Annotated in this window: 16 protein-coding genes; 10 read left to right on the top strand and 6 right to left on the bottom strand. The window is 67.1% G+C overall.

The window, feature by feature from the left end; genetic code table 11:
- The 4 genes from E1261_RS30330 to E1261_RS30345 form a co-directional block, all read right to left on the bottom strand.
- A partial coding sequence (locus tag E1261_RS30330) for an IMP dehydrogenase (protein WP_202875168.1) occupies positions 1-370 on the bottom strand: 370 nt, incomplete at its 3' end.
- A 372-nt stretch (positions 371-742) separates the two neighbouring features.
- Entirely contained in the window at positions 743-1,021 is a 279-nt protein-coding gene (locus tag E1261_RS30335) for a hypothetical protein (protein WP_132412568.1), read from the bottom strand.
- Positions 1,022-1,129: 108 nt separating this feature from the next.
- Complete coding sequence (gene katG / locus E1261_RS30340; protein WP_132412570.1) at positions 1,130-3,367, bottom strand: catalase/peroxidase HPI; 2,238 nt, start codon at positions 3,365-3,367, stop codon at positions 1,130-1,132.
- Positions 3,368-3,406: 39 nt separating this feature from the next.
- Entirely contained in the window at positions 3,407-3,814 is a 408-nt protein-coding gene (locus E1261_RS30345; protein WP_272948619.1) for a Fur family transcriptional regulator, read from the bottom strand.
- A gap of 166 nt (positions 3,815-3,980) precedes the next feature.
- On the opposite strand from E1261_RS30345, the gene E1261_RS30350 reads away from it, so the two are divergent.
- Genes E1261_RS30350 through E1261_RS30360 form a run of 3 tightly spaced genes read left to right on the top strand, consistent with a single transcriptional unit; the run spans position 3,981 to position 6,768 of the window.
- Positions 3,981-4,895 (top strand): carbohydrate ABC transporter permease, encoded by a 915-nt coding sequence (locus E1261_RS30350; RefSeq protein WP_132412574.1) that lies wholly within the window; start codon positions 3,981-3,983, stop codon positions 4,893-4,895.
- Positions 4,892-5,710, top strand: coding sequence for a carbohydrate ABC transporter permease (locus E1261_RS30355; protein ID WP_132412576.1), 819 nt, complete (start codon positions 4,892-4,894; stop codon positions 5,708-5,710). The genes E1261_RS30350 and E1261_RS30355 overlap by 4 nt, the downstream gene beginning before the upstream one ends.
- On the top strand, positions 5,707-6,768 hold the full coding sequence (locus E1261_RS30360) for a dienelactone hydrolase family protein (RefSeq protein WP_132412578.1): 1,062 nt from the start codon (positions 5,707-5,709) through the stop codon (positions 6,766-6,768). Before E1261_RS30355 ends, E1261_RS30360 begins: the two co-directional genes overlap by 4 nt.
- A 5-nt stretch (positions 6,769-6,773) precedes the next feature.
- Here the strand turns inward: E1261_RS30360 and E1261_RS30365 are convergent, their stop codons facing one another.
- Positions 6,774-8,105, bottom strand: a complete 1,332-nt coding sequence (locus tag E1261_RS30365) for an ABC transporter substrate-binding protein (protein WP_165952702.1) — start codon at positions 8,103-8,105, stop codon at positions 6,774-6,776.
- 214 nt (positions 8,106-8,319) lie between these two features.
- On the opposite strand from E1261_RS30365, the gene E1261_RS30370 reads away from it, so the two are divergent.
- The 7 genes from E1261_RS30370 to E1261_RS30395 all read left to right on the top strand — a co-directional run bounded on the left by E1261_RS30370 (position 8,320) and on the right by E1261_RS30395 (position 17,831).
- Positions 8,320-10,275 (top strand): DUF6807 family protein, encoded by a 1,956-nt coding sequence (locus tag E1261_RS30370; protein WP_132412582.1) that lies wholly within the window; start codon positions 8,320-8,322, stop codon positions 10,273-10,275.
- A 102-nt stretch (positions 10,276-10,377) separates the two neighbouring features.
- On the top strand, positions 10,378-13,611 hold the full coding sequence (locus tag E1261_RS30375; RefSeq protein ID WP_132412584.1) for a pectinesterase family protein: 3,234 nt from the start codon (positions 10,378-10,380) through the stop codon (positions 13,609-13,611).
- 49 nt (positions 13,612-13,660) lie between these two features.
- Positions 13,661-14,065, top strand: coding sequence for a GNAT family N-acetyltransferase (locus E1261_RS30380; RefSeq protein WP_132412586.1), 405 nt, complete (start codon positions 13,661-13,663; stop codon positions 14,063-14,065).
- A gap of 518 nt (positions 14,066-14,583) precedes the next feature.
- A complete protein-coding gene (locus tag E1261_RS30385) occupies positions 14,584-15,081 on the top strand; it encodes a response regulator transcription factor (protein WP_338033959.1) in 498 nt (165 codons plus the stop codon).
- A complete protein-coding gene (locus tag E1261_RS47050; protein WP_338033960.1) occupies positions 15,081-15,269 on the top strand; it encodes a winged helix-turn-helix domain-containing protein in 189 nt (62 codons plus the stop codon). Before E1261_RS30385 ends, E1261_RS47050 begins: the two co-directional genes overlap by 1 nt.
- Before the next feature lie 13 nt (positions 15,270-15,282).
- Positions 15,283-16,704: a sensor histidine kinase gene (locus E1261_RS30390; RefSeq protein WP_132412588.1), complete on the top strand. Its 1,422-nt coding sequence runs from the start codon at positions 15,283-15,285 to the stop codon at positions 16,702-16,704.
- 56 nt (positions 16,705-16,760) lie between these two features.
- Entirely contained in the window at positions 16,761-17,831 is a 1,071-nt protein-coding gene (locus tag E1261_RS30395) for an ABC transporter substrate-binding protein (protein WP_132412590.1), read from the top strand.
- A gap of 9 nt (positions 17,832-17,840) precedes the next feature.
- Here E1261_RS30395 and E1261_RS30400 read toward each other — a convergent pair whose 3' ends face one another.
- Positions 17,841-18,476, bottom strand: a complete 636-nt coding sequence (locus tag E1261_RS30400; RefSeq protein WP_132412592.1) for a hypothetical protein — start codon at positions 18,474-18,476, stop codon at positions 17,841-17,843.
- Positions 18,477-18,788 lie beyond the last annotated feature (312 nt).

Below are 18,788 nucleotides of genomic sequence, written 5' to 3' on the forward strand. Positions count from 1 at the left end.
CCACCGCCCCATTCCCCCGCTTCGGCAGCAGATTCAGCGCCTCCCCCACCGTCCCCGACGGCGGCAACACCAGAGCCGTGTCGTGCACCGGATCCCGTTCCTTGACCCAGGCAACAACCTCCCCCACCACATCCACCGGAATATCCTGCGGAATCACCGCCAGCCCACCACACCGCGCAATGGTCTCCGCCATCCGCCGCCCCGACACCGCGGTCATGTTCGCCGCCACCACCGGAATCGAAGCCCCACTCCCGTCCCCGGTCGAAAGGTCGACATCCAGCCGCGAAGTAACCCGCGACCGGCTAGGCACCAAGAACACATCACTGAACGTCAGGTCCCCAGCAGGTTCCCGATCAAGATGAAACCGCATCCCAGTGCCCCTTCGCCGACGCCAAATCCTCCGCCAGCCTGTCACGCACCCCCACCCCTCACAAGCAATCAGAGACGCGGCCGGGCGGACGGGCTCCGGTTCCCGAATTCATGTGTGGCCGGGGCGGACCTGCATCACCCACTAAACCGCTCCGCGGTACCCCGGACGGGACCCGCTGAGCGTGAAGCGCACGAGCCGCACGGAGTTGGACGGTGATGGCGGTCCGCCTCCACCCACCCGTCAAGCAGAAGGCCGTGCAACAACAGCAATCCGACGTCGAGTGGAAGGAGATTGCCGCCAGAAATCGATGGCCAGCAGCACGGAGCTTCCACTCGAGGACATGCTCGCTCATCACACCCGTCGGCAACTGCGTCAGGGTGATGCGGCGTCCTCGATCAGCTTGGTCCAGAGGGCACGAACGTCCCGCGGCAGCACGAGATCCGGCCAGAGGTCGACCAGAAGGGCTCCATCGACGTACTTCAGGATGTCTTCCGGCCCGCCCTCGCGCAGGACCGTCTCGTACACCCTCGCGCGGTCGGCTCGATCCCGCAGGTTGTACCGGCGACCAGGGTCGGACCAGTTCAGATGCAACGGCAGTGTCACCGTGGCAAGCGCCGTACCGATGTCCAGCTGAGGCAGATGCGTCGGCACCGATACGACTCGACCCCGGCCAGTAACGTTCTCGACGAATCTCACTGTTCTGAGCCCAAGAAGGCGGCCGCCTCCTGCGAGCAGGAGACGGCCGCGTTCACGAAGTAGTCAGCGGTGGAGGTCGAAGCGGTCTAGTTCCATGACTTTGTGCCAGGCGGCTACGAAGTCGGTGACGAACTTGGACTTGGCGTCGTCGGAGGCGTAGACCTCGGCGACGGCGCGGAGTTCGGAGCTCGAGCCGAAGACGAGGTCGGCGCGGGTGCCGGTCCACTTGACGGTGCCGGCGGTGTCGCGGGCCTCGAAGAACTCCTGGCTCTTGTCGGTCGACTTCCACTCGGTGCTCAGGTCGAGCAGGTTCGCGAAGAAGTCGTTGGTGAGGGTACCTGGGTTGTCTGTGAGGACGCCGTGGGCGGAGCCGTCGTAGTTGGTGCCGAGGACGCGGAGGCCGCCGACCAGGACGGTGAGCTCGGGGGCGCTCAGGGTGAGCAGGTTCGCCTTGTCGAGGAGGAGGTACTCCGCGGGGAGGCGGTTGCCCTTGCCGTAGTAGTTGCGGAAGCCGTCGGCGGCCGGTTCGAGGGCCTCGAAGGACTCGACGTCGGTCTGCTCGAGGGTCGCGTCCGTGCGGCCCGGGGTGAACGGTACGACGATGTCGACGCCGGCGTTCTTGGCTGCGACCTCGACGCCGACACCACCGGCGAGCACGATCAGGTCGGCCAGCGAGACTGGCTTGGGGAAGGCCTGCTGGATGCCTTCGAGCGTGCGCAGCACCTGGGCGAGCTGGTCGGGGTTGTTGACCTCCCAGCCGGCCTGCGGCTGCAGGCGGATGCGGGCGCCGTTCGCGCCACCGCGCTTGTCGCTGCCGCGGAAGCTGGACGCCGAGGCCCACGCGGTCGACACCAACTGCGACACCGACAGGCCGGAGGCCGCGATCTGCGCCTTCAGCGCGTCGACGTCGTCGGCGCCGATCAGCTCGTGGTCGACGGCCGGGAGCGGGTCCTGCCAGATCAGCGTCTCGGCGGGAACCTCGGAGCCGAGGTAGCGCGCGATCGGGCCCATGTCGCGGTGGGTCAGCTTGAACCAGGCGCGGGCGAACGCGTCCGCGAACTGCTCCGGGTTGTCCTTGAACCGGCGCGAGATCGGCTCGTAGATCGGGTCGAAGCGCAGCGCCAGGTCACTCGTCAGCATCGTCGGCTTCTTCGCAGGACCGTCGTACGCGTCCGGGATGATCGCCTCGGAGTCCTTCGCGACCCACTGGTTCGCACCAGCCGGAGACTTGGTCAGCTCCCATTCGTGACCGAACAGGATCTCGAAGAAGTCGTTCGTCCACTGCGTCGGCTTCGTGGTCCAGGTGACCTCGAGACCGCTGGTGATCGCGTCCTTGCCCTTGCCGGACTCGTACGAGCTCTTCCAGCCCAGGCCCTGGTGTTCCAGGTCCGCGCCTTCCGGCTCCACGCCGACAAGCTCCGCGTCGCCCGCACCGTGCGTCTTGCCGAAGGTGTGACCGCCGGCGATCAGCGCCACGGTCTCCTCGTCGTTCATCGCCATCCGGCCGAAGGTCTCGCGGATGTCGCGCGCCGAGGCGATCGGGTCCGGGTTGCCGTTCGGGCCTTCCGGGTTCACATAGATGAGACCCATCTGTACGGCGCCCAGCGGCTTCTGCAGCTCGCGGTCACCGCTGTACCGCTCGTCGTCCAGCCAGCCCGTCTCGGGGCCCCAGTAGACATCGGTCTCCGGCTCCCAGACGTCGGCCCGGCCACCGGCGTACCCGAAGGTCTTGAAGCCCATCGTCTCGAGCGCCACGTTGCCGGTCAGGATCAGCAGGTCGGCCCAGGAGATCTTCTGGCCGTACTTCTTCTTCACCGGCCAGAGCAGCCGCCGGGCCTTGTCCAGGTTGGCGTTGTCCGGCCAGCTGTTCAGCGGCGCGAACCGCTGCTGTCCCGCACCGGCGCCACCGCGGCCGTCGCTGATCCGGTACGTCCCGGCGCTGTGCCACGCCATCCGGATCATCAGCGGGCCGTAGTTGCCGAAGTCGGCCGGCCACCAGTCCTGCGAGGTCGTCAGTACGTCGGCGATGTCCGCCTTCACCGCGGCCAGGTCGAGCGTCTGGAACTCGGCGGCGTAGTCGAAGTCCGCACCGAGCGGGTTCGACACGGCCGGGTTCTTGGCCAGGATCTTGAGGTTCAGCTGGTTCGGCCACCAGGCCCGGTTGGCGTCACCCGAGGTGGGTTGCACACCCTGACCGTGGGCTACCGGGCAGCCGCCGGCCGCCTGGGCGTTGTCTTCGCCGCGGCTCTCCTCGCTGCCTTCACCGGGCAGGGGCTCGTGCGGCTCATGGTTGTCGGACATCTGAATCCTTCCAGGACTGGACGTATTTTTCACAGAAGGTCAAGCACAGTCGGAGCAGAGCCCCCAGTAGATGACCTCGGCCTCGTCGATCACGAAACCGTGGTCGTCGGACGCGTGCAGGCAGGGCGCATGCCCCACCGCACAGTCGACATCGGCAATGGCACCGCAGTTGCGGCACACGACATGGTGATGGTTGTCGCCGACCCGGGACTCGTACCGCGCCACCGAGCCGAGCGGCTGAATTCGCCGTACCAATCCCGCCGCCGTCAACGTGTGCAGCGAGTCGTAGACCGCCTGGTGCGACACGTCCGGCAGATCGTTGCGCACGGCCCCGATCAACGAGTCCGTGTCGGCATGCGGATGCGCATACACCGCCTGCAGCACCGCGACCCGTGGCCGCGTCACGCGCAGCTCGCTCCCCCGCAACAGCTGCTGGAGCTCTTCCACGGTCGGCACACCCGCAGTCTTCCCCCTTTTCTGGAACGAGTCAAGATTACCTGCCGCAACACCAAACACTCGGTCGCCCGCCCATCTCCTCAGGAACCGGTTTCTCGCCTATAGTTGCCAGCTCCAGCGACCAAGCGTGAGAAACCGGTTCCGGAGTGGAGATGACATGACCGTGCTCACTGCCGCCGCGCGGCCGGCCCGGCGGCGGCCGCGGGAGCGATGGACGCCGTACTTGCTGCTGGCGCCGGCTGGGATCCTGCTCGCGGTCTTCCTGGTGTATCCGATCGGCAGCGTCGTCTACTACAGCCTGTACAAGTACAACGTCACCAAGCCGTGGGACAACGGGTTCGTCGGGCTCGGGAACTACGCGGAGATGCTGCGCGACGATCTGTTCTGGCAGTCGCTGGTCTTCACCGGGCAGTGGGTCGTCGTGGAGGTGTCACTGCAGCTCGTCTTCGGTCTCGCGCTGGCCCTGGTGATCAACGAGAGTTTCATCGGCCGCGCGATCTCCCGCGCGCTGGTGTTCTCACCCTGGGCGGTCAGCGGCGTTCTGACCACGACCATCTGGCTGCTGATCTACAACCCCACCACAGGTTTCGGGCGCTACCTCGCCGATGCCGGCGTGGGCGAATACGGCACGAGCCTACTGACAGAACCCGGTACGGCGTTCTGGGCCGCCGTACTGGCTGAGCTCTGGCGCGGTGTGCCGTTCTTCGCGATCCTCATCCTCGCCGATCTGCAGTCGATCTCCGGCGATCTGTACGAGGCGGCCGAGGTGGACGGGGCCGGCCGGTTCCGCCGGTTCTGGTCGATCACCCTGCCACACCTGCGCAACGCGATCATCCTGTCGACCCTGCTGCGCGCGGTGTGGGAGTTCAACAACGTCGACCTCCTCTACACGCTGACCGGCGGTGGGCCGGGCAACTCGACCATGACTCTTCCGCTGTACGTCGCCCGCAAGGCAGTCGACGCCAAGGAGTTCGGCTACGGCTCGGCCCTGACCATGTCGGCGTTCGTGATCCTCGCCGTCTGCTCCGTCACCTACCTCTGGCTCGCCAGGGCAGGAAAGGAGACCGAATGACCAGGGCCCGGCAGGTCCCGCGCTGGGCGATCTACCTGCCGCTGGGCGTGTACCTGCTGTTCACGCTGGTGCCGTTCTACTGGATCCTGCTCTTCGCGTTCCGGAAGACGGGTTCGACGGCCCTGGTGCCGTGGCCGCTCACCTTCGAGCACTTCGACACCGTCTGGAACGGCGCAGGGTTCGGCGTCTTCTTCAAGAACTCGGTCGTCATCGCGGTGCTGACCGTCATCCTGACCACCGTGATCGCCTTGGCCGGCGGTTACGCACTGGCCCGGTTCAGCTTCAAGGGCAAGGGCGCCATCATGGTCCTGATGCTGTGCACGCAGTTCGTGCCCGGCGCGATGATGCTGATCCCCCTGTTCGACATCTTCCGCGCCACGCAGCTGATCAACACCTTGTGGAGCATCGTGGTGGCCGACGCGGTCTTCCACCTGCCGCTGTCGATCATCCTGATGGCCGGCTTCATCAAGAACATCCCGGTCGAGCTCGAGGAAGCCTCCTGGGTCGACGGTTGCGGCCGCTTCCGCGGTTTCCGGATGACCGTGCTGCCGCTGCTGCGCCCTGGTGTCGTGGCGATCAGCTCGTTCGCGTTCATCTCGTCGTGGAACAACTTCCTGTTCGCGCTGATGTTCCTCAACTCCCAGGACCAGTTCACGATCCCGGTCGGCCTGAGCTACATGCTCGGCGAATACAGCGTCGACTTCGGTGCACTCGCGGCCGGCGGCGTCGTGGCCGTCGTACCGGTGGTGCTGGTTTTCGCTTATGTACAACGCTTCCTGGTGCAGGGGTTGTCGGCCGGGGCGGTGAAGGGATGAGCACGTCGCGCCCGTCCGCGATCGGCGGGTACGACGATTGGCCCGCTACCTGGCGCGCGGGGCCGGTCGTGTCGGGCGACGCCGTCACCACCGAACTGGCCGAGATGCTGGGCGTCCTCGCGCCGCCGAAGGCCGAACCGATCGAGGTAGATCGCTGGCACCACGACGGCCTGGTGACGACGGAGCTGTCCTGGCGGACGGCGTTCGGTCCACCGACGCGCGGCTGGCTCGTGCGCCCGGACGACGACCGCACGCTGCCCGGCGTACTCGCCTTGCACTGCCACGCCGGAGTCAAGCATTGCGGCGCTGAACGACTGGTCACGACCCGCGAGCCGTCGCCGGGGGCATGCCAGCTCAGAGCGACCCTCTACGAAGAGCAGGCGTTGGCGGATCGCCTTGCCCGCCAGGGCTTTGCAGTCCTTGCTCATGACACCTTCGCGTGGGGCTCACGCGGTTTCACCTTCGATCCACCGCCCTGGCGATTGCGCAAGACCAGAGCGACGTACGACGCGATGGCCGCCGAACACGAGGCGACAGTGGCGAAGTACGCCGGAGTCATGGGTACGTCGTTCGCCGGGGCCGTCGCTCATGACGACCTGACCGCGCTATCGGTGCTCGCAGCCATGCCCAGTGTCGATCCCGGCCGACTCGGCGTCGTCGGCTTCTCCGGAGGCGGCGGCCGCGCCGTTCACCTGACCGCACTGGCGCCGGAGATCACCGCGAGCGTGGTGGTCTGCATGATGAGCACCTTCGCGGCGATGTTCCCGGCGTACCTGGACGCGCATTCCTGGCTGCTCGCAACCCCGGGGATCGGCCGGGACAAAGAGTGGCCGGAGTACGCCGTCGCGCGCGGACTGCATCACCAACTCGTCCTGTACGCCGAGGACGACGAACTCTTTCCCCGACAGGGAATGCACGACGCGGACACCCTCCTGCGGAACCGTTTCGAGGGTGCCCGCGGCAACTATCGCGGAGTCGTGCTGCCCGGTCCGCATCGATTCGACCGGGCGATGCAGGACCTGGCGGCGGACTTCCTCACCGACACGCTCGCCAGGTGAACCAGCTACTTCCCGGCATGCTCGACGTACTCGGTCTGCGCCTTCTCGAACCGGTCGGCGTACTTCCCGAGGAAGTCCTCCGGGCTCAGCTTGCCCTGCAGGACGGACTGGAAGTCGGGTTCCATCTCCGTCTTCAGGATCGAACCCCAGTCCGGCAGGTACGTCGGCAGTTGCAGGTACTGCGTCTTCGGGTTCTTGCCGGCGTCGACGATCGCGGTCAGCGGTTGCGCCTTGGTGATCCACTCGGCCTTCTGTGCCTCCAGCGATGCCGGCACCTGACCGACAGTCTGCGACCAGTCGGAGTTGCCCTGCGTGGACATGAATTCGGCGAACTTCCAGGCCGCGGCCTTGTGCTTGCTCTTGGCAAGGACTCCGAGTCCGGACACGGCCGGGGCAGTAGCGGTGATGACACCGTCGGCGTTCGGGAACGGCTGCACGCCGACCACGTTCGACCCCAGTGCCTTCAGGTGGTCCTGGTACGAGCCGAGGTTGTGGTGCGTCGCCCATGCCGAACCGCCGTCGAACGCGGCAACGATCTTGGCGTAGTCGTTGGACAGATCCGCCTTCGCGCTGACCGTGCCGTAGAGCGAGATGTACTTCTTGAAGGCCGCGACATTCTCCGGCTGGTCCAGCGTCGCCTGGCCGTCCTTGGTGAGGAACTCACTCACACCGGACATCCCGTACGTCATGGCGATCATCGGCGGCATCGCGCCCGGGCCGCCCCGGAAGGCGAAACCGAACTGGTTGACGTCGGGTTTGGTGAGCGCCTTCGCGGTCGCGAAGAACTCGTCGTAGCTGGTGGGCTCCTTCAGGCCGGCCTTCTTCAGCCAGTCCGTGCGGTACCAGATCACGTCGGACAGCGCGCTCAACGGCAGCTTGTACAGCTTCTGGTCCGCCGAGTTCCGGCGTTCGTTCTCGATCATCTTCGGGTCGAGCTTCGCGTCCAGCCCGGCATCCTTCACCGCATCGTCCAGCGGCGCCAGCGCCTTCTGGGCGATCAGGCTGGCGACGTCGTTCCCGATCAGCAGCACGTCCGGCACCTGACCGGTGGCCAGCGCGTTGTTCACCTTCTGCAGGTACGAGGAGTTGGGCAGGCCGACGTACTTGACGTCGATGTCGGGATTGGCCTTCTCGAACGCCTTGATCGACTTGTCCCACTCCGCGCTCAGGCGCGGATTGGCGTTGGTGTCCCAGAACTCGATGCTGCCCTTGGGATCACCCCAGTCATCGGTTCCGGGTTCCGCGGCTCCGGTGTTGCCCGGCCCTGCACAGGCGCCGAGCGTCAGCGCCAGAGCCGCCGCCGCGGCGGCGAGACCGCTGAGACGTCGCTGTTTCATGGTCCGCCTTCTCTCTATGCGTACTTCGCCCCGGTCAGGAACCGGTTTATGGATGGCGACCATAACAGCCCAGGAACCGGTTTCCCATAGGCTACGATCGACTGATCGCGCGACACTTCAGGCCCGGTCCGGCACGCCGGCAGACGATACTGCGGGCTACGTCACATTCCGCGCGGTGGCGGTGAGGACCGGATCAGAGGAGGGCGGAGCCCAGATGGCACGGCAGATCAAGAGCGGCAGCACCATCGGCGAAGTCGCCCGCGCGGCGCACGTCTCGCGGTCCACCGTCTCCCGGGTGATGAACGGCCAGGCCAACGTCGCGCCGGACATCGTGGCCCGGGTGCTCGCCGTCGCGGACCAGTTGCAGTACCGGCCGAGCAAGCTGGCCCGTGGCCTGTCACTGGGCCGCACCAACACCGTTGCTCTCGTGGTGCCCGACCTGGGCAACCCGATGTTCCAGCAGTTGTTGCGCGGCGCGATGGCGGCCGCCGACGAGACCGGCTACCGGATCCTGGTCGCGGAGACGGTGGAGAACCCTGCGCGCGAGGCCGAGGTCGCGCTGGAGGCGCGGCTTCGCTGTGACGCCGTGATCCTGGCCGCGCCGAGGATGCCCGAGGAGGAGTTGCTCGCGCTGCTGCCGGAGGTGCGGCCGGTCGTGCTCCTGAATCGGCTGGCCGAAGGCGTGCCGGCCCTGAGGGTCGACTACGCCCGCGGCATCGCACTGCTGGTGGACCACCTGGTGGAGAACGGTCACCGCGATCTGGCCTACGTCGCCGGACCGCCGAGCTCCGCCTCGCATCACGTCCGCGCCCGCGCCCTCGAGGAAGCGCGGGCCCGGCATCCCTTCGTGCGCGTCCGGACCATCGCCGGCGGCTCGACCGTGGACGCCGGCTACCAGGTCGCCGACGAGGTGCTGGATTCGCGCGCCACCGCCGTACTGGCCTTCAACGACCTGGTCGCTTTCGGGCTGCTCGCCCGGCTGAACGAGACGGGCGTCGCCGTACCGGGAGACATCTCGGTGACCGGTTTCGACGACATCGAGCTGGCGCGGTTCGCCACGCCGTCACTGACGACTGCATTGGTACCGCAGGCGGAATTCGGTCGCCGGGCTTGGGCGCGGCTGCTCGCCACCATCGAGGCGGCGGATGCTGAGCCAGGTGAGGTCGAGGTGATCGAGCCGACGCTGGTGGTGCGGTCCAGCAGCGGTCCGGTCCCACCGGCGCGCCGCTTGGGGGCTCCGTCGTCGGGCACGGCCGGATTGATTCACCGCAAGCGGGGCGACGGCCTCACTGCCGAATGGAAGCTCGAGGGAGACAGCGCCGTCTTCGAAGGTCTCGACGCGCTGCTCACCCGCTATGTCGGTGGTGCAGCGATGCCTCGGGTGCACAGTCCGCGCCCGCACCTCCACCCCATCCACTCGTTGTCCGGGACGGCTCTGACACTCACCAGCCCTGTCGACCACCGGCACCACTACGGGCTGTCGCTGACAGTTGCGGACGTCGACGGTACGACGTACTGGGGCGGCCGCACGTTCTTACCGGGGCAGGGCCCGACCCTGCTGTCGAACCACGGCCGGCAGATCAGCACTCAGCTGTCCGTCGAGGGGAGTGCTGGTCTGCTCGACCGGATCACCTGGGCCGACCAGAACGATCGCCAGCAACTGCTCGAGGAACGCCGACTGACCGGCGTACTGATCGCTGAGGCCGAGGCGTGGGCGTTGGGGTGGCACAGCGGTCTCACTGCGCCCTCTGGTGCGACGATCTCCAGTCCTGCGGTCAACGGCCGTCCAGGTGCCGGGTACGGCGGCATCTTCTGGCGGTTCCCGTTCGGCGATCGCACGGAGTTGCTCACGGTGGATGGCGCCGGTGAGTCCGACGCGCATGGATCGAAGTCACCGTGGCTGGTCGTGAGCGCTCTGCATGGCGACGCGTGGACGTCCGTCGTGCTGGTGCAGGACGGGCAGGAGCCGCTGCCGTGGTTCGTGCGGCTGTCCGACTACGTGGGCGCCGGCCCTTCGCTGGCGTGGGACTCGGCGCGCGTGCTGGCGCCGGGTGAGACCTTCGAGACCTCGCTGGTGTCGCTGGTCGTGGATCGGCGACTCAGTCACGCCGACGCCGCGGACCTGGCCGACCTCGCCGTCGCCCGGGTGACCTCGGCCCGCCACGCCTGAGGAACCGGTCCCTCGCTGAGCTCTTGTCGTGATCGTGGGACGTCGTTAACCTCTGGGGAACCGGTTCCTCACTGAGGAGCCCACCGCTCCCAGGAGGCCAGGATGTCCTTCACATCAGCTGAGCCGAAACCCCGCCTACTACTCGCCGCCTGCGCCTTGTCGCTGGTCGGCGGCCTTGTCACCGCCGTTCCGCAATCCGCTGCCGCCCAGCCAGCTCCGATCTTCGAGCGGCAGCCACTGGCCCCCGGCGACGGCTGGGCCTCGACCGACGGCGGTACGTCGGGTGGTGCGGCCGCGACCAAGGTCGTCACGGTCGACAACCGCGATGAGCTCGCTGCCGCCGTACAGGGTGACGAGCCGAAGATCGTCCGGGTCGCCGGCACCATCGACGGCAACCGGCGCGCCGACGGTACGGCGATCAGTTGTGCCGACTATCAACGCGACGGGTACACGCTGGAGAAGTACTTGGAGGCGTTCGATCCCGCGCACTGGACCGGGCCGGCCGCCGGCCCGATGGAGCTTGCCCGCAAGGCTTCTGCCACCGCACAAGCCCAGCAGGTGAAGATCAAGATCGGCGCGAACACGACACTGATCGGGGTCGGGCGGTCGACGCTCACCGGCCTCGAGGTGGACATCGAGAAGGTCAGCAACGTCATCATCCGGAACCTGCGGATCTCCGACGCCTACGACTGCTTCCCGCTCTGGAACGGTGAGACCTGGAAGACCGAGTACGACAACCTGGTGGTGAGCGGCGCGACCCGGGTCTGGCTCGACCACCTCACCCTTGACGACGGCAAGACCGTCGACACGGAACAGCCGAAGTACTTCGGGCAGTACTTCCTGCGCCATGACGGACTGCTGGACGTCGTGCGTCAGGCGGACCTGGTGACGATCTCCTGGAGTCGGCTGGTCGGCCACGACAAGTCGATGCTGTGGGGTAACGGCGACAACGTGGTCGCCGACCGTGGCAAGATCCGCGTCACCTTGCACCACAACGAATTCGTGGACCTGGTGCAGCGTGCGCCGCGGGTGCGCTACGGGCAAGCGCTCGTCTACAACAACCTCTACCGGGTCACCGATCCCGAGCACTACGAGTACTCGTGGGGCGTCGGGGTCGAGTCGAGCATCACCGCCCGGCAGAACACATTCGAGCTCGCGGACGGCGTCGCCCCGGCTGAGATCATCTACAACTGGGGCGGTACCGGGATCGATGCCTCCGGCACCTGGGTCAACGGCCGGGAGACCGACGTACTGGCTGCTTACAACACCGCGAACCCCGGTACGCCGTTGGCCGCATCGGTCCCGGGTTCGGCCGGACCGCACGGCGTCATCCAGCCCGCGAAGCTTGCCAGGCAAGCGGTCCAGTCGTGGGCCGGGGCCGGCCGGTTGCCCTTCGGCCTCGACCCGACCGATCCGGCGGTCGCCGGTGCCGCGCTGCTGAAGGCGATGCGCGCTCCCTCGACCAGTACGGCGGATGGGCCGGTGTGGTCGCCGCTGCCAACCGGCTTCGCCTCGACGGCCGACGCCGCACATCCGCGCGGCACGACGGGCGGGACCGGTGGCCGAACCGTCACGGTCACGACCGCGTCCGCGTTGGCCGCTGCAGCCGCCAGCCCTGAGCCGCTCACCATCCTGGTCAACGGGGAGATCGCCGTACAGCCATGGGGTTCGATGATCACGGTCGCTGCCAACAAGACGATCGCGGGGATCGGGCGGAAGGCCGGCTTGGTCGGCGGTGGGTTGTTCGTCGATCGGGTGGACAACGTCATCATCCGCAACCTGGTGTTCCGCGATTCCTACATTCCGGGCGACTGGGACGGCAAACGCTCCGACAACGACAATGACGGCATCCGGATAGACACCTCCAGTCACGTCTGGATCGACCACAACGAGTTCGCTCGGCTGGGCGACGGACTCGTCGACGTTCGCAAGGACTCGACCGCGATCACCCTGTCCTGGAACGTGTTCCGCGACAACAACAAGGCGATCGGGGTGGGGTGGACGACCAACGTCCTCACCACGATCACGTTGCACCACAACTGGATCACCAACACCTACCAGCGCAACGCGAGTATCGACAACGTGCTTGCGGGTCACCTCTACAACAACTATCTGGACGGCATCGGTCAGTACGGCACGATGTCGCGTGGCGCGTCCCGGCTGGTCGTCGAGAACAGCGTGTACGCGAATGCCGAAGATCCAATCGTGGCCAAGGATCCGGATTCGAAGCTCTCCTCGCAGGGCAACCTCTTCATCGGAACCCGCGGGCGTCGCGACCACACCGGCGCCACCTTCGACCCGTCAACCTTCTATGCCTACAAGGCGGATCCTGTCGACATCGTGGCCGGCCTGGTGCCCGCCCACGCCGGTCCGCTGACCGCTGACGAGGTGGTCGGTCGTCGGATCCGGGTCGCGCTGGATGGTTCGGGTGACACGGCAAGTATCAGCGCTGCGGTCGGTGCGGCGGCTCGTGCAAATCACCCGGTCACGGTGATTGTGGCTCCGGGCAACTATCGCGAGGCGGTCCGGCTCTGGCCGAATGCGAACGGCGTGACTCTTCGCGGTGAGACCGGCGACGCCACCGATGTCGTCCTGGAGTACGACCTGCCGGCCGGTGGCGCGAAATTCTACGGCGGGACGAACGGCGCGACCCTGTCGGCCACCCTCGGCAGCCTGGCGACCGACGTACGGTTCGAGGACCTCACGATCGTCAACAACTACGACGAGAAGGCGAACGGCCCGAGCCAGGCACTGGCACTCCGTACGACGGGAGACCGGACCATGCTCGACAATGTCCGGCTGCTCGGCAACCAGGACACGTTCCTGGCCGACACCCCGGCCAAGCAGCTCACTTCGCGGGTATACGTCCGCGATTCGTATGTCGAGGGCGACGTGGACTTCGTCTACGGCCGGGCGACCGCAGTCTTCGAGCGGTCGACCATCCACTCGCTCGACCGCGCCTCGAAGGTCAACGGCTACGTCACGGCGGCCTCAACTCCCGAAGGCCGGCTCGGTTTCCTCTTCACCGACTGCCGATTCACCTCTCCCGCAGCTCCAGGCACGGTGTTCCTGGGCCGGCCCTGGCACCCCAGCAGCGACCCCCTGGTCGACCCGGCCGTAGTGGTCCGCAACTCCTGGCTAGGCCCCCACATCGGTACGCCGGCCTGGACCGACATGAGCGGATACTCCTGGCGCGACGCCGAGTTCTTCGAGCACCACAACACCGGCCCAGGCGCGGTCACCGGCGTCGACGGCCGACCCCAGCTCTCGGAATCGCAGGCCGATGCGCACACGCGATCGACGTACCTGACCGACTGGAACCCCCGCCCGAGCTGACGCTCCCACGGCAGGCCCCGGCACGCGGGGCCTGCCCGAGACTGGAGCCATGACAGTCGCCGACCGCATCGAACCCCACCAACTGCCCGAGCTCGCCACCCTCTTCCGCTCTGCCTGGTGGCTGACCGACCGAACCTCCGCGGAGACCGCTCGGATCCTCGCGGAATCGGACCTCGTCTTCGCTCTGATCGACACCGACCGACTGGTCGGCTTCGCCCGGGTCCTCACCGACTACGCGCACGTCGCCCTGGTCCTCGACGTGGTCGTCTCGCCCGATGCACGCGGTGCCGGGCACGGCGCGACCCTGATGGAAGCGATCGTGACGCACCCAGCGCTTCAGGACGTTCGCAGCATCGAGCTGGTCTGCCAGCCCGACCTCGTCCCCTTCTACAGCCGCTGGGGCTTCACCACCAAGGTCGGCCAGTCGCTACTCATGCGCCGCGCCCGCGGCTAACCGAGTCGTTGGCGGCGTACCGACGAACGGGTGGTAGTGGCGGCAAGCATCGAGTACTACGCCTACTGCGCCTTCCCAGTACGGCGAATGCGGCACCTCTACCCGTCCGTCGGTACGCCTTCACCCGCGGACCTCACAACGAGAAGGCGCGTGCGGCGATCAGCAATGCCGCACGCATGCCTGCTTCGTAGGCCGGCGTCACCCCGCCACCGCCAGCAGTTACATGACTGGTATACCGATCATATGACTGGCAGATTGGTCATATGTTCTTCAATGAGCCGCTCGGCGGGATCATCCCCGGGGCGGGTGGCGGGTGCTCGCGGCCCTGCTGCGCACTGATACCCCTCTGACCGGGCGACATGAGATCGAGAGCCTCCGCCTCGGCCGATGACCGGTCGAGGCGGGCCTCGTGATGAGGAAGCGGCGCGGCTCGGTCCACCGCTGGCTCGAGGTTCTGAGGTGGTTTTGAGGTTTGGTGTTTATCGTGGGGTGGATTGCTGCCCGACGGGAAGATGACCATGCCGGAAACCAGGGTGCTGGTGGTTGATGACGAGGAGAACATCCTCGCCATGCTGACCACGACTTTGCGGTTCGCCGGTTTCGCTGTCGCTTCCGCGGCGACGGGTGGGGAGGCGCTCGAGCGGGCGCGCGAGTTCCGGCCCGAGGTGATCGTGCTGGATGTGATGCTGCCGGATCTGGACGGGTTCGAGGTGTGCCGGCGGTTGCGGCGGGACGGGGTCGACGCGCCCGTGCTGTTTCTGACTGCTCGCGACGCTCGGGAGGACAAGGTTCCCGGGCTCACCCTCGGGGGTGACGACTATGTGACCAAGCCGTTTGACCTGGATGAGCTCGTGGCGCGGATCCGGGTGTTGCTGAAGCGGGGCCGGAGCGTTCGGCAGCCTGGAGAGCGACCGAAGGCGGGGCAGGTTGAGCTCGACCCGGATACCCATGAGGTGTGGCGTGGTGGCGAGCTGGTGGACCTGTCTGCGACGGAGTTCAGCTGCTGCACTACTTGATGCTCAACGCGGGCCGGGTGCTGTCGAAGGCGCAGATCCTCGACCACGTGTGGAAATTCGACTTCCAGGGCGATTCAGGGATCGTCGAGACCTATGTCTACTACCTGCGGCGCAAGCTGGACGGGCCGGACGGTCAGCTGATCCGGACAGTTCGTGGGGCCGGTTACTTGCTTCGTACGGCGACCTGATGGCGAGGCGACCGTGGTTGCGATCGCTGCGCAGCAGGCTGCTGGCCGGCGTGCTCGCGGTCACGGCGATCGGACTCGCGGCCGCGGCCATCGTCGGGGTGACGGGACTGCAGTCCTCTTGGATCAGCGGATCGATCAGCAGGTCAAGATCGCGATGTCGGACAGCAAGCGAACGCTGGGCCCCGACGGGCAGCTGATGTCGATCCCGGCCGAGGCGGGTAGCTGCTCGGTCGCGGTCATCGATTCCGCAGGCAATCAACTCTCGCACGCGGGCGCCGTACAGACGCTGCCGACGCCGCCGGTCGCGGATCTCGCGCGGTATGCGGCCGGTGGCGCCCCGGTGACCGTCACCGCGGGCGAGGACTACCGGATTCAGGTCGCGACGCTCCCCGGCGGGCGCTTTCTGCTGGTGTCGGAAGCCACCGCCTGGTCGGACGCTGTTGTCTACCGGCTGATCCTCATCGAGCTCGCCGTCACGCTGACAGCCCTGGCACTGGCCGTGGCGCTTGCGGTCGGCGTGAGCAGGTTCGTGCTGAAGCCGCTGGACACGATGTCCGCCACGGCCACACGGATCGCCGACGGGGAGCTGTCCCACCGGGTCGAGCTCGCCGGGGCGCCGACCGAGGTCGCCGTACTCGGGCAGTCGATGAATCAGATGCTCGGCCGGATCGAGCACGCGTTCACGCAGCGGCAGCTCGCCGAGGACCGGCTGCGGCGGTTCGTCGCCGACGCCGGTCACGAGCTCCGTACACCGCTGACCGCGATCATGGGATATGCCCAGCTCGTGCGGAAAGGGGCGTTGACCGAACCCGAGCAGCTCGACGACGCGATGCGCCGGGTCGAGGACGAGACCCATCGGATGACCAGCCTGGTCGACGAACTGCTGCTGCTCGCGCGGCTGGATCAAGGGCGTCCACTCGACCGGGTCGAGCTGGACCTTGCCGAGCTGGTCACGGCCGCCGTACAGAATGCCAGGGCTGCCGATCCGCACCGATCGCTGACCCTGATCGTCGAGCCCGGCGCGCATCCGGTCGTGGGTGACGAGCATCGACTGAGCCAGGTGCTGGGGAACCTGCTGGCGAACGTCCGCGCCCACACCCCCGCCGGCACCGCGGCCGAGGTGCGGGTCAGCCGTGCCGGGTACGACGAACTTGTCGACGTCATCGATCAAGGGCCGGGGATCGCGGCCGACCAGGCGGACAAGGTGTTCGAACGCTTCTATCGCGCCGATCTGGGCCGGCATCGCGTTGCGGGCAGCGGGGAAGGCAGCGGCCTCGGTCTCAGTATCGTGGCCGCGATCGTCGCCGCCCATCAAGGCTCCGCGACAGTCGTGCCACATCGCGGCGGAGCCTGGCTCAGGGTGATGATTCCGCAGGCCGCTGCCGCCAAGTTCTCAGCTGACTCTGAGGTGACACCGATGTCGTTCAGAGGCTGAGCCTCTTTCCTGGGAAGCGAGTCCGGTCCGTTGATCAACCACCCAGGGAGAGAACGATGGATCCTGCAACGAACAGCATCAGACGGCGCAGCATTCTCCGGTACGGCGCCGCCGGTGCGGCCGGCGTGACCGCCTTAGCCTTCAACCAGACCGGCGCCTTCGGGGCCGGCCGTAGTGACGAGGCGGTTCTGCAGCAGCTGTACCAGGCTGCGCTCGACGAGGGCGGCGGGCTGGTCGTGTGGGCCGGCGGGAGTGTTCCCACCCAGGAGGACCGGACACGGCAGGCGTTCATCACCGCCTTCCCCGGAATCGACACCGTCATCAAGGTCCGCTACAGCACCGAACACAGCGCCCTCGTCGACCGGCAGTTGGCGCTCGGCGGACTGGAACCGGACGTCGTTCAGTTGCAGACCCTGCACGACTTCGAGCACTGGAAGGCCCAGAACGCGCTGCTGCCATTCCGGCCCCCAGGCGCCGAGGAGGTCTTCAAGCAGTATCGGGATCCCGACGACACCTTTATCGGCATCAGCGTCCAGTCCTTCGGTCGCGTCGTCAACACCTCTCTCCTCTCCGAAGCCGACCGGCCTCGAGATGCCATCGACTTTCTGGCGCCGGCGTTCCTCGACAAGATCGTGGTTCCGGACCCCACGAGTGACGACGCGATCCTGTTCGCGTTCTATCTGGTGACACAGAAGTACGGGCTGCAGTTCATGGAGCGGTTCATGGCGCAGCGGCCGCTGATCGTCGCGAACTCACCAACGACCAACGCGATTCTGGCCAGTGGCGAACGCACTGCGAGTCTCGCCAACGTCGCATCTTTGGCACCCGGCCCCGTTCAGTACCTCACCCCGAAGACAGACCAGTTCATGAGTTGGCCGCGGACAGCCGCGATCTTCCGCGCGGCACGCCACCCAGCGGCCGCAAAGCTCTACCTCGCCTGGCAACTGACCGTGGAACGCCAGCGCACCGTCCTGCAATGGTCGAGCCGCCGCGACGTCGCGGTTCCGGCCGGCCGCATCACCGACTACAACAGCCCGATCAACGGCTTCCGTGATTTCATCCGCAACCGCGCCGCGGTGGAACGCTACCGCGCACTGATCGGAACCTTCATCAAACCCTCCAGCTGACGCCGAAGGTCAGCGTGTGGTGCCGGCGGTTTTGGTGAGTTCGCCGGAGCCGAGGTCGATCGCGTAGGCGCGCGGAGCCGCCGGCCCGGAGATGCGGAGAACGTTGCCCTGCACAACAATGGTCCAGCCGCGAGCGACCTCGGGCGGAAGATCGACGCACATGGCCGTCGCATCGGCTGCAAACAACAGGTGCACGAACGGCCCGTGGGGGCGCCCGAGCCCCTCGTGCCCGTCGCCGTGCGATCCGCTGGGATGGGGTACGTACAGCGTCGCCACACTGCGTCCGTCCCGCGTCGACGCCCGCGCGATCGGAACGCCGGCCATCTCCTCACCCGACGTCCGCTTGTCGGCCACCGCATCAGGGCGCAGGGCCGCAGACACCCGGTCATACGCCCGTACGACGTACTTGCCGGAATCGGCCGGCGGCCGGTGCTCGATGAAGTAGATCAGCGACCCGTCTGGCGACCAGGCGTCGTACGTGAACTCACCGGGCAGCTCGACCAGCTTCGATGCCATCGCCTTCAGGTCAACCACCATGAAGCGACTCGTGCCTGCCCGGGACCCGGCGGCTTCGGCGAGTACGGCGCGGCTGCCGTCCGATGTCGCGCCGTCCACCGGGCCGTCCGCCACGACACGCGGCAGCACCCACCGCCCATCAAGCTCAAGCGACCGACCGGCGCCGCCCACCAGGGACACTGAAGTGCGAGTTTCAGCAGACTGAACCCTGACCGTGACCGACCCAGCCCGCAGCTCCGCAATGCTGCTGACAGCCGGTTGCTCCGCGGCACCGATAGCGCCGTCCGCCGTCGAGGAACAACCCGCGACCACCAAAGCGCACCCGACCAGAAGTGTGCCCCTGAAGAGATACATACGAACCCCTGACGTGAACCTAAAGCAGTTGGCATGCCGACAACTCACCTACACCACCGCACCCCGCCAAGTTCCCACCACGCCCCC

Origin of the sequence: Kribbella albertanoniae, from assembly GCF_004348455.1 — a bacterium.
Lineage (GTDB): Bacteria > Actinomycetota > Actinomycetes > Propionibacteriales > Kribbellaceae > Kribbella > Kribbella albertanoniae.

Bases quoted from the DNA above. Each gene is read 5' to 3' on its own strand.
- katG (WP_132412570.1), bottom strand. From the start codon at position 3,367: ATGTCCGACAACCATGAGCCGCACGAGCCCCTGCCCGGTGAAGGCAGC.
- E1261_RS30350 (WP_132412574.1), top strand. From the start codon at position 3,981: ATGACCGTGCTCACTGCCGCCGCGCGGCCGGCCCGGCGGCGGCCGCGG.
- E1261_RS30355 (WP_132412576.1), top strand. From the start codon at position 4,892: ATGACCAGGGCCCGGCAGGTCCCGCGCTGGGCGATCTACCTGCCGCTG.
- E1261_RS30360 (WP_132412578.1), top strand. From the start codon at position 5,707: ATGAGCACGTCGCGCCCGTCCGCGATCGGCGGGTACGACGATTGGCCC.
- E1261_RS30365 (WP_165952702.1), bottom strand. From the start codon at position 8,105: ATGAAACAGCGACGTCTCAGCGGTCTCGCCGCCGCGGCGGCGGCTCTG.
- E1261_RS30370 (WP_132412582.1), top strand. From the start codon at position 8,320: ATGGCACGGCAGATCAAGAGCGGCAGCACCATCGGCGAAGTCGCCCGC.
- E1261_RS30375 (WP_132412584.1), top strand. From the start codon at position 10,378: ATGTCCTTCACATCAGCTGAGCCGAAACCCCGCCTACTACTCGCCGCC.
- E1261_RS30380 (WP_132412586.1), top strand. From the start codon at position 13,661: ATGACAGTCGCCGACCGCATCGAACCCCACCAACTGCCCGAGCTCGCC.
- E1261_RS30385 (WP_338033959.1), top strand. From the start codon at position 14,584: ATGCCGGAAACCAGGGTGCTGGTGGTTGATGACGAGGAGAACATCCTC.
- E1261_RS47050 (WP_338033960.1), top strand. From the start codon at position 15,081: ATGCTCAACGCGGGCCGGGTGCTGTCGAAGGCGCAGATCCTCGACCAC.
- E1261_RS30395 (WP_132412590.1), top strand. From the start codon at position 16,761: ATGGATCCTGCAACGAACAGCATCAGACGGCGCAGCATTCTCCGGTAC.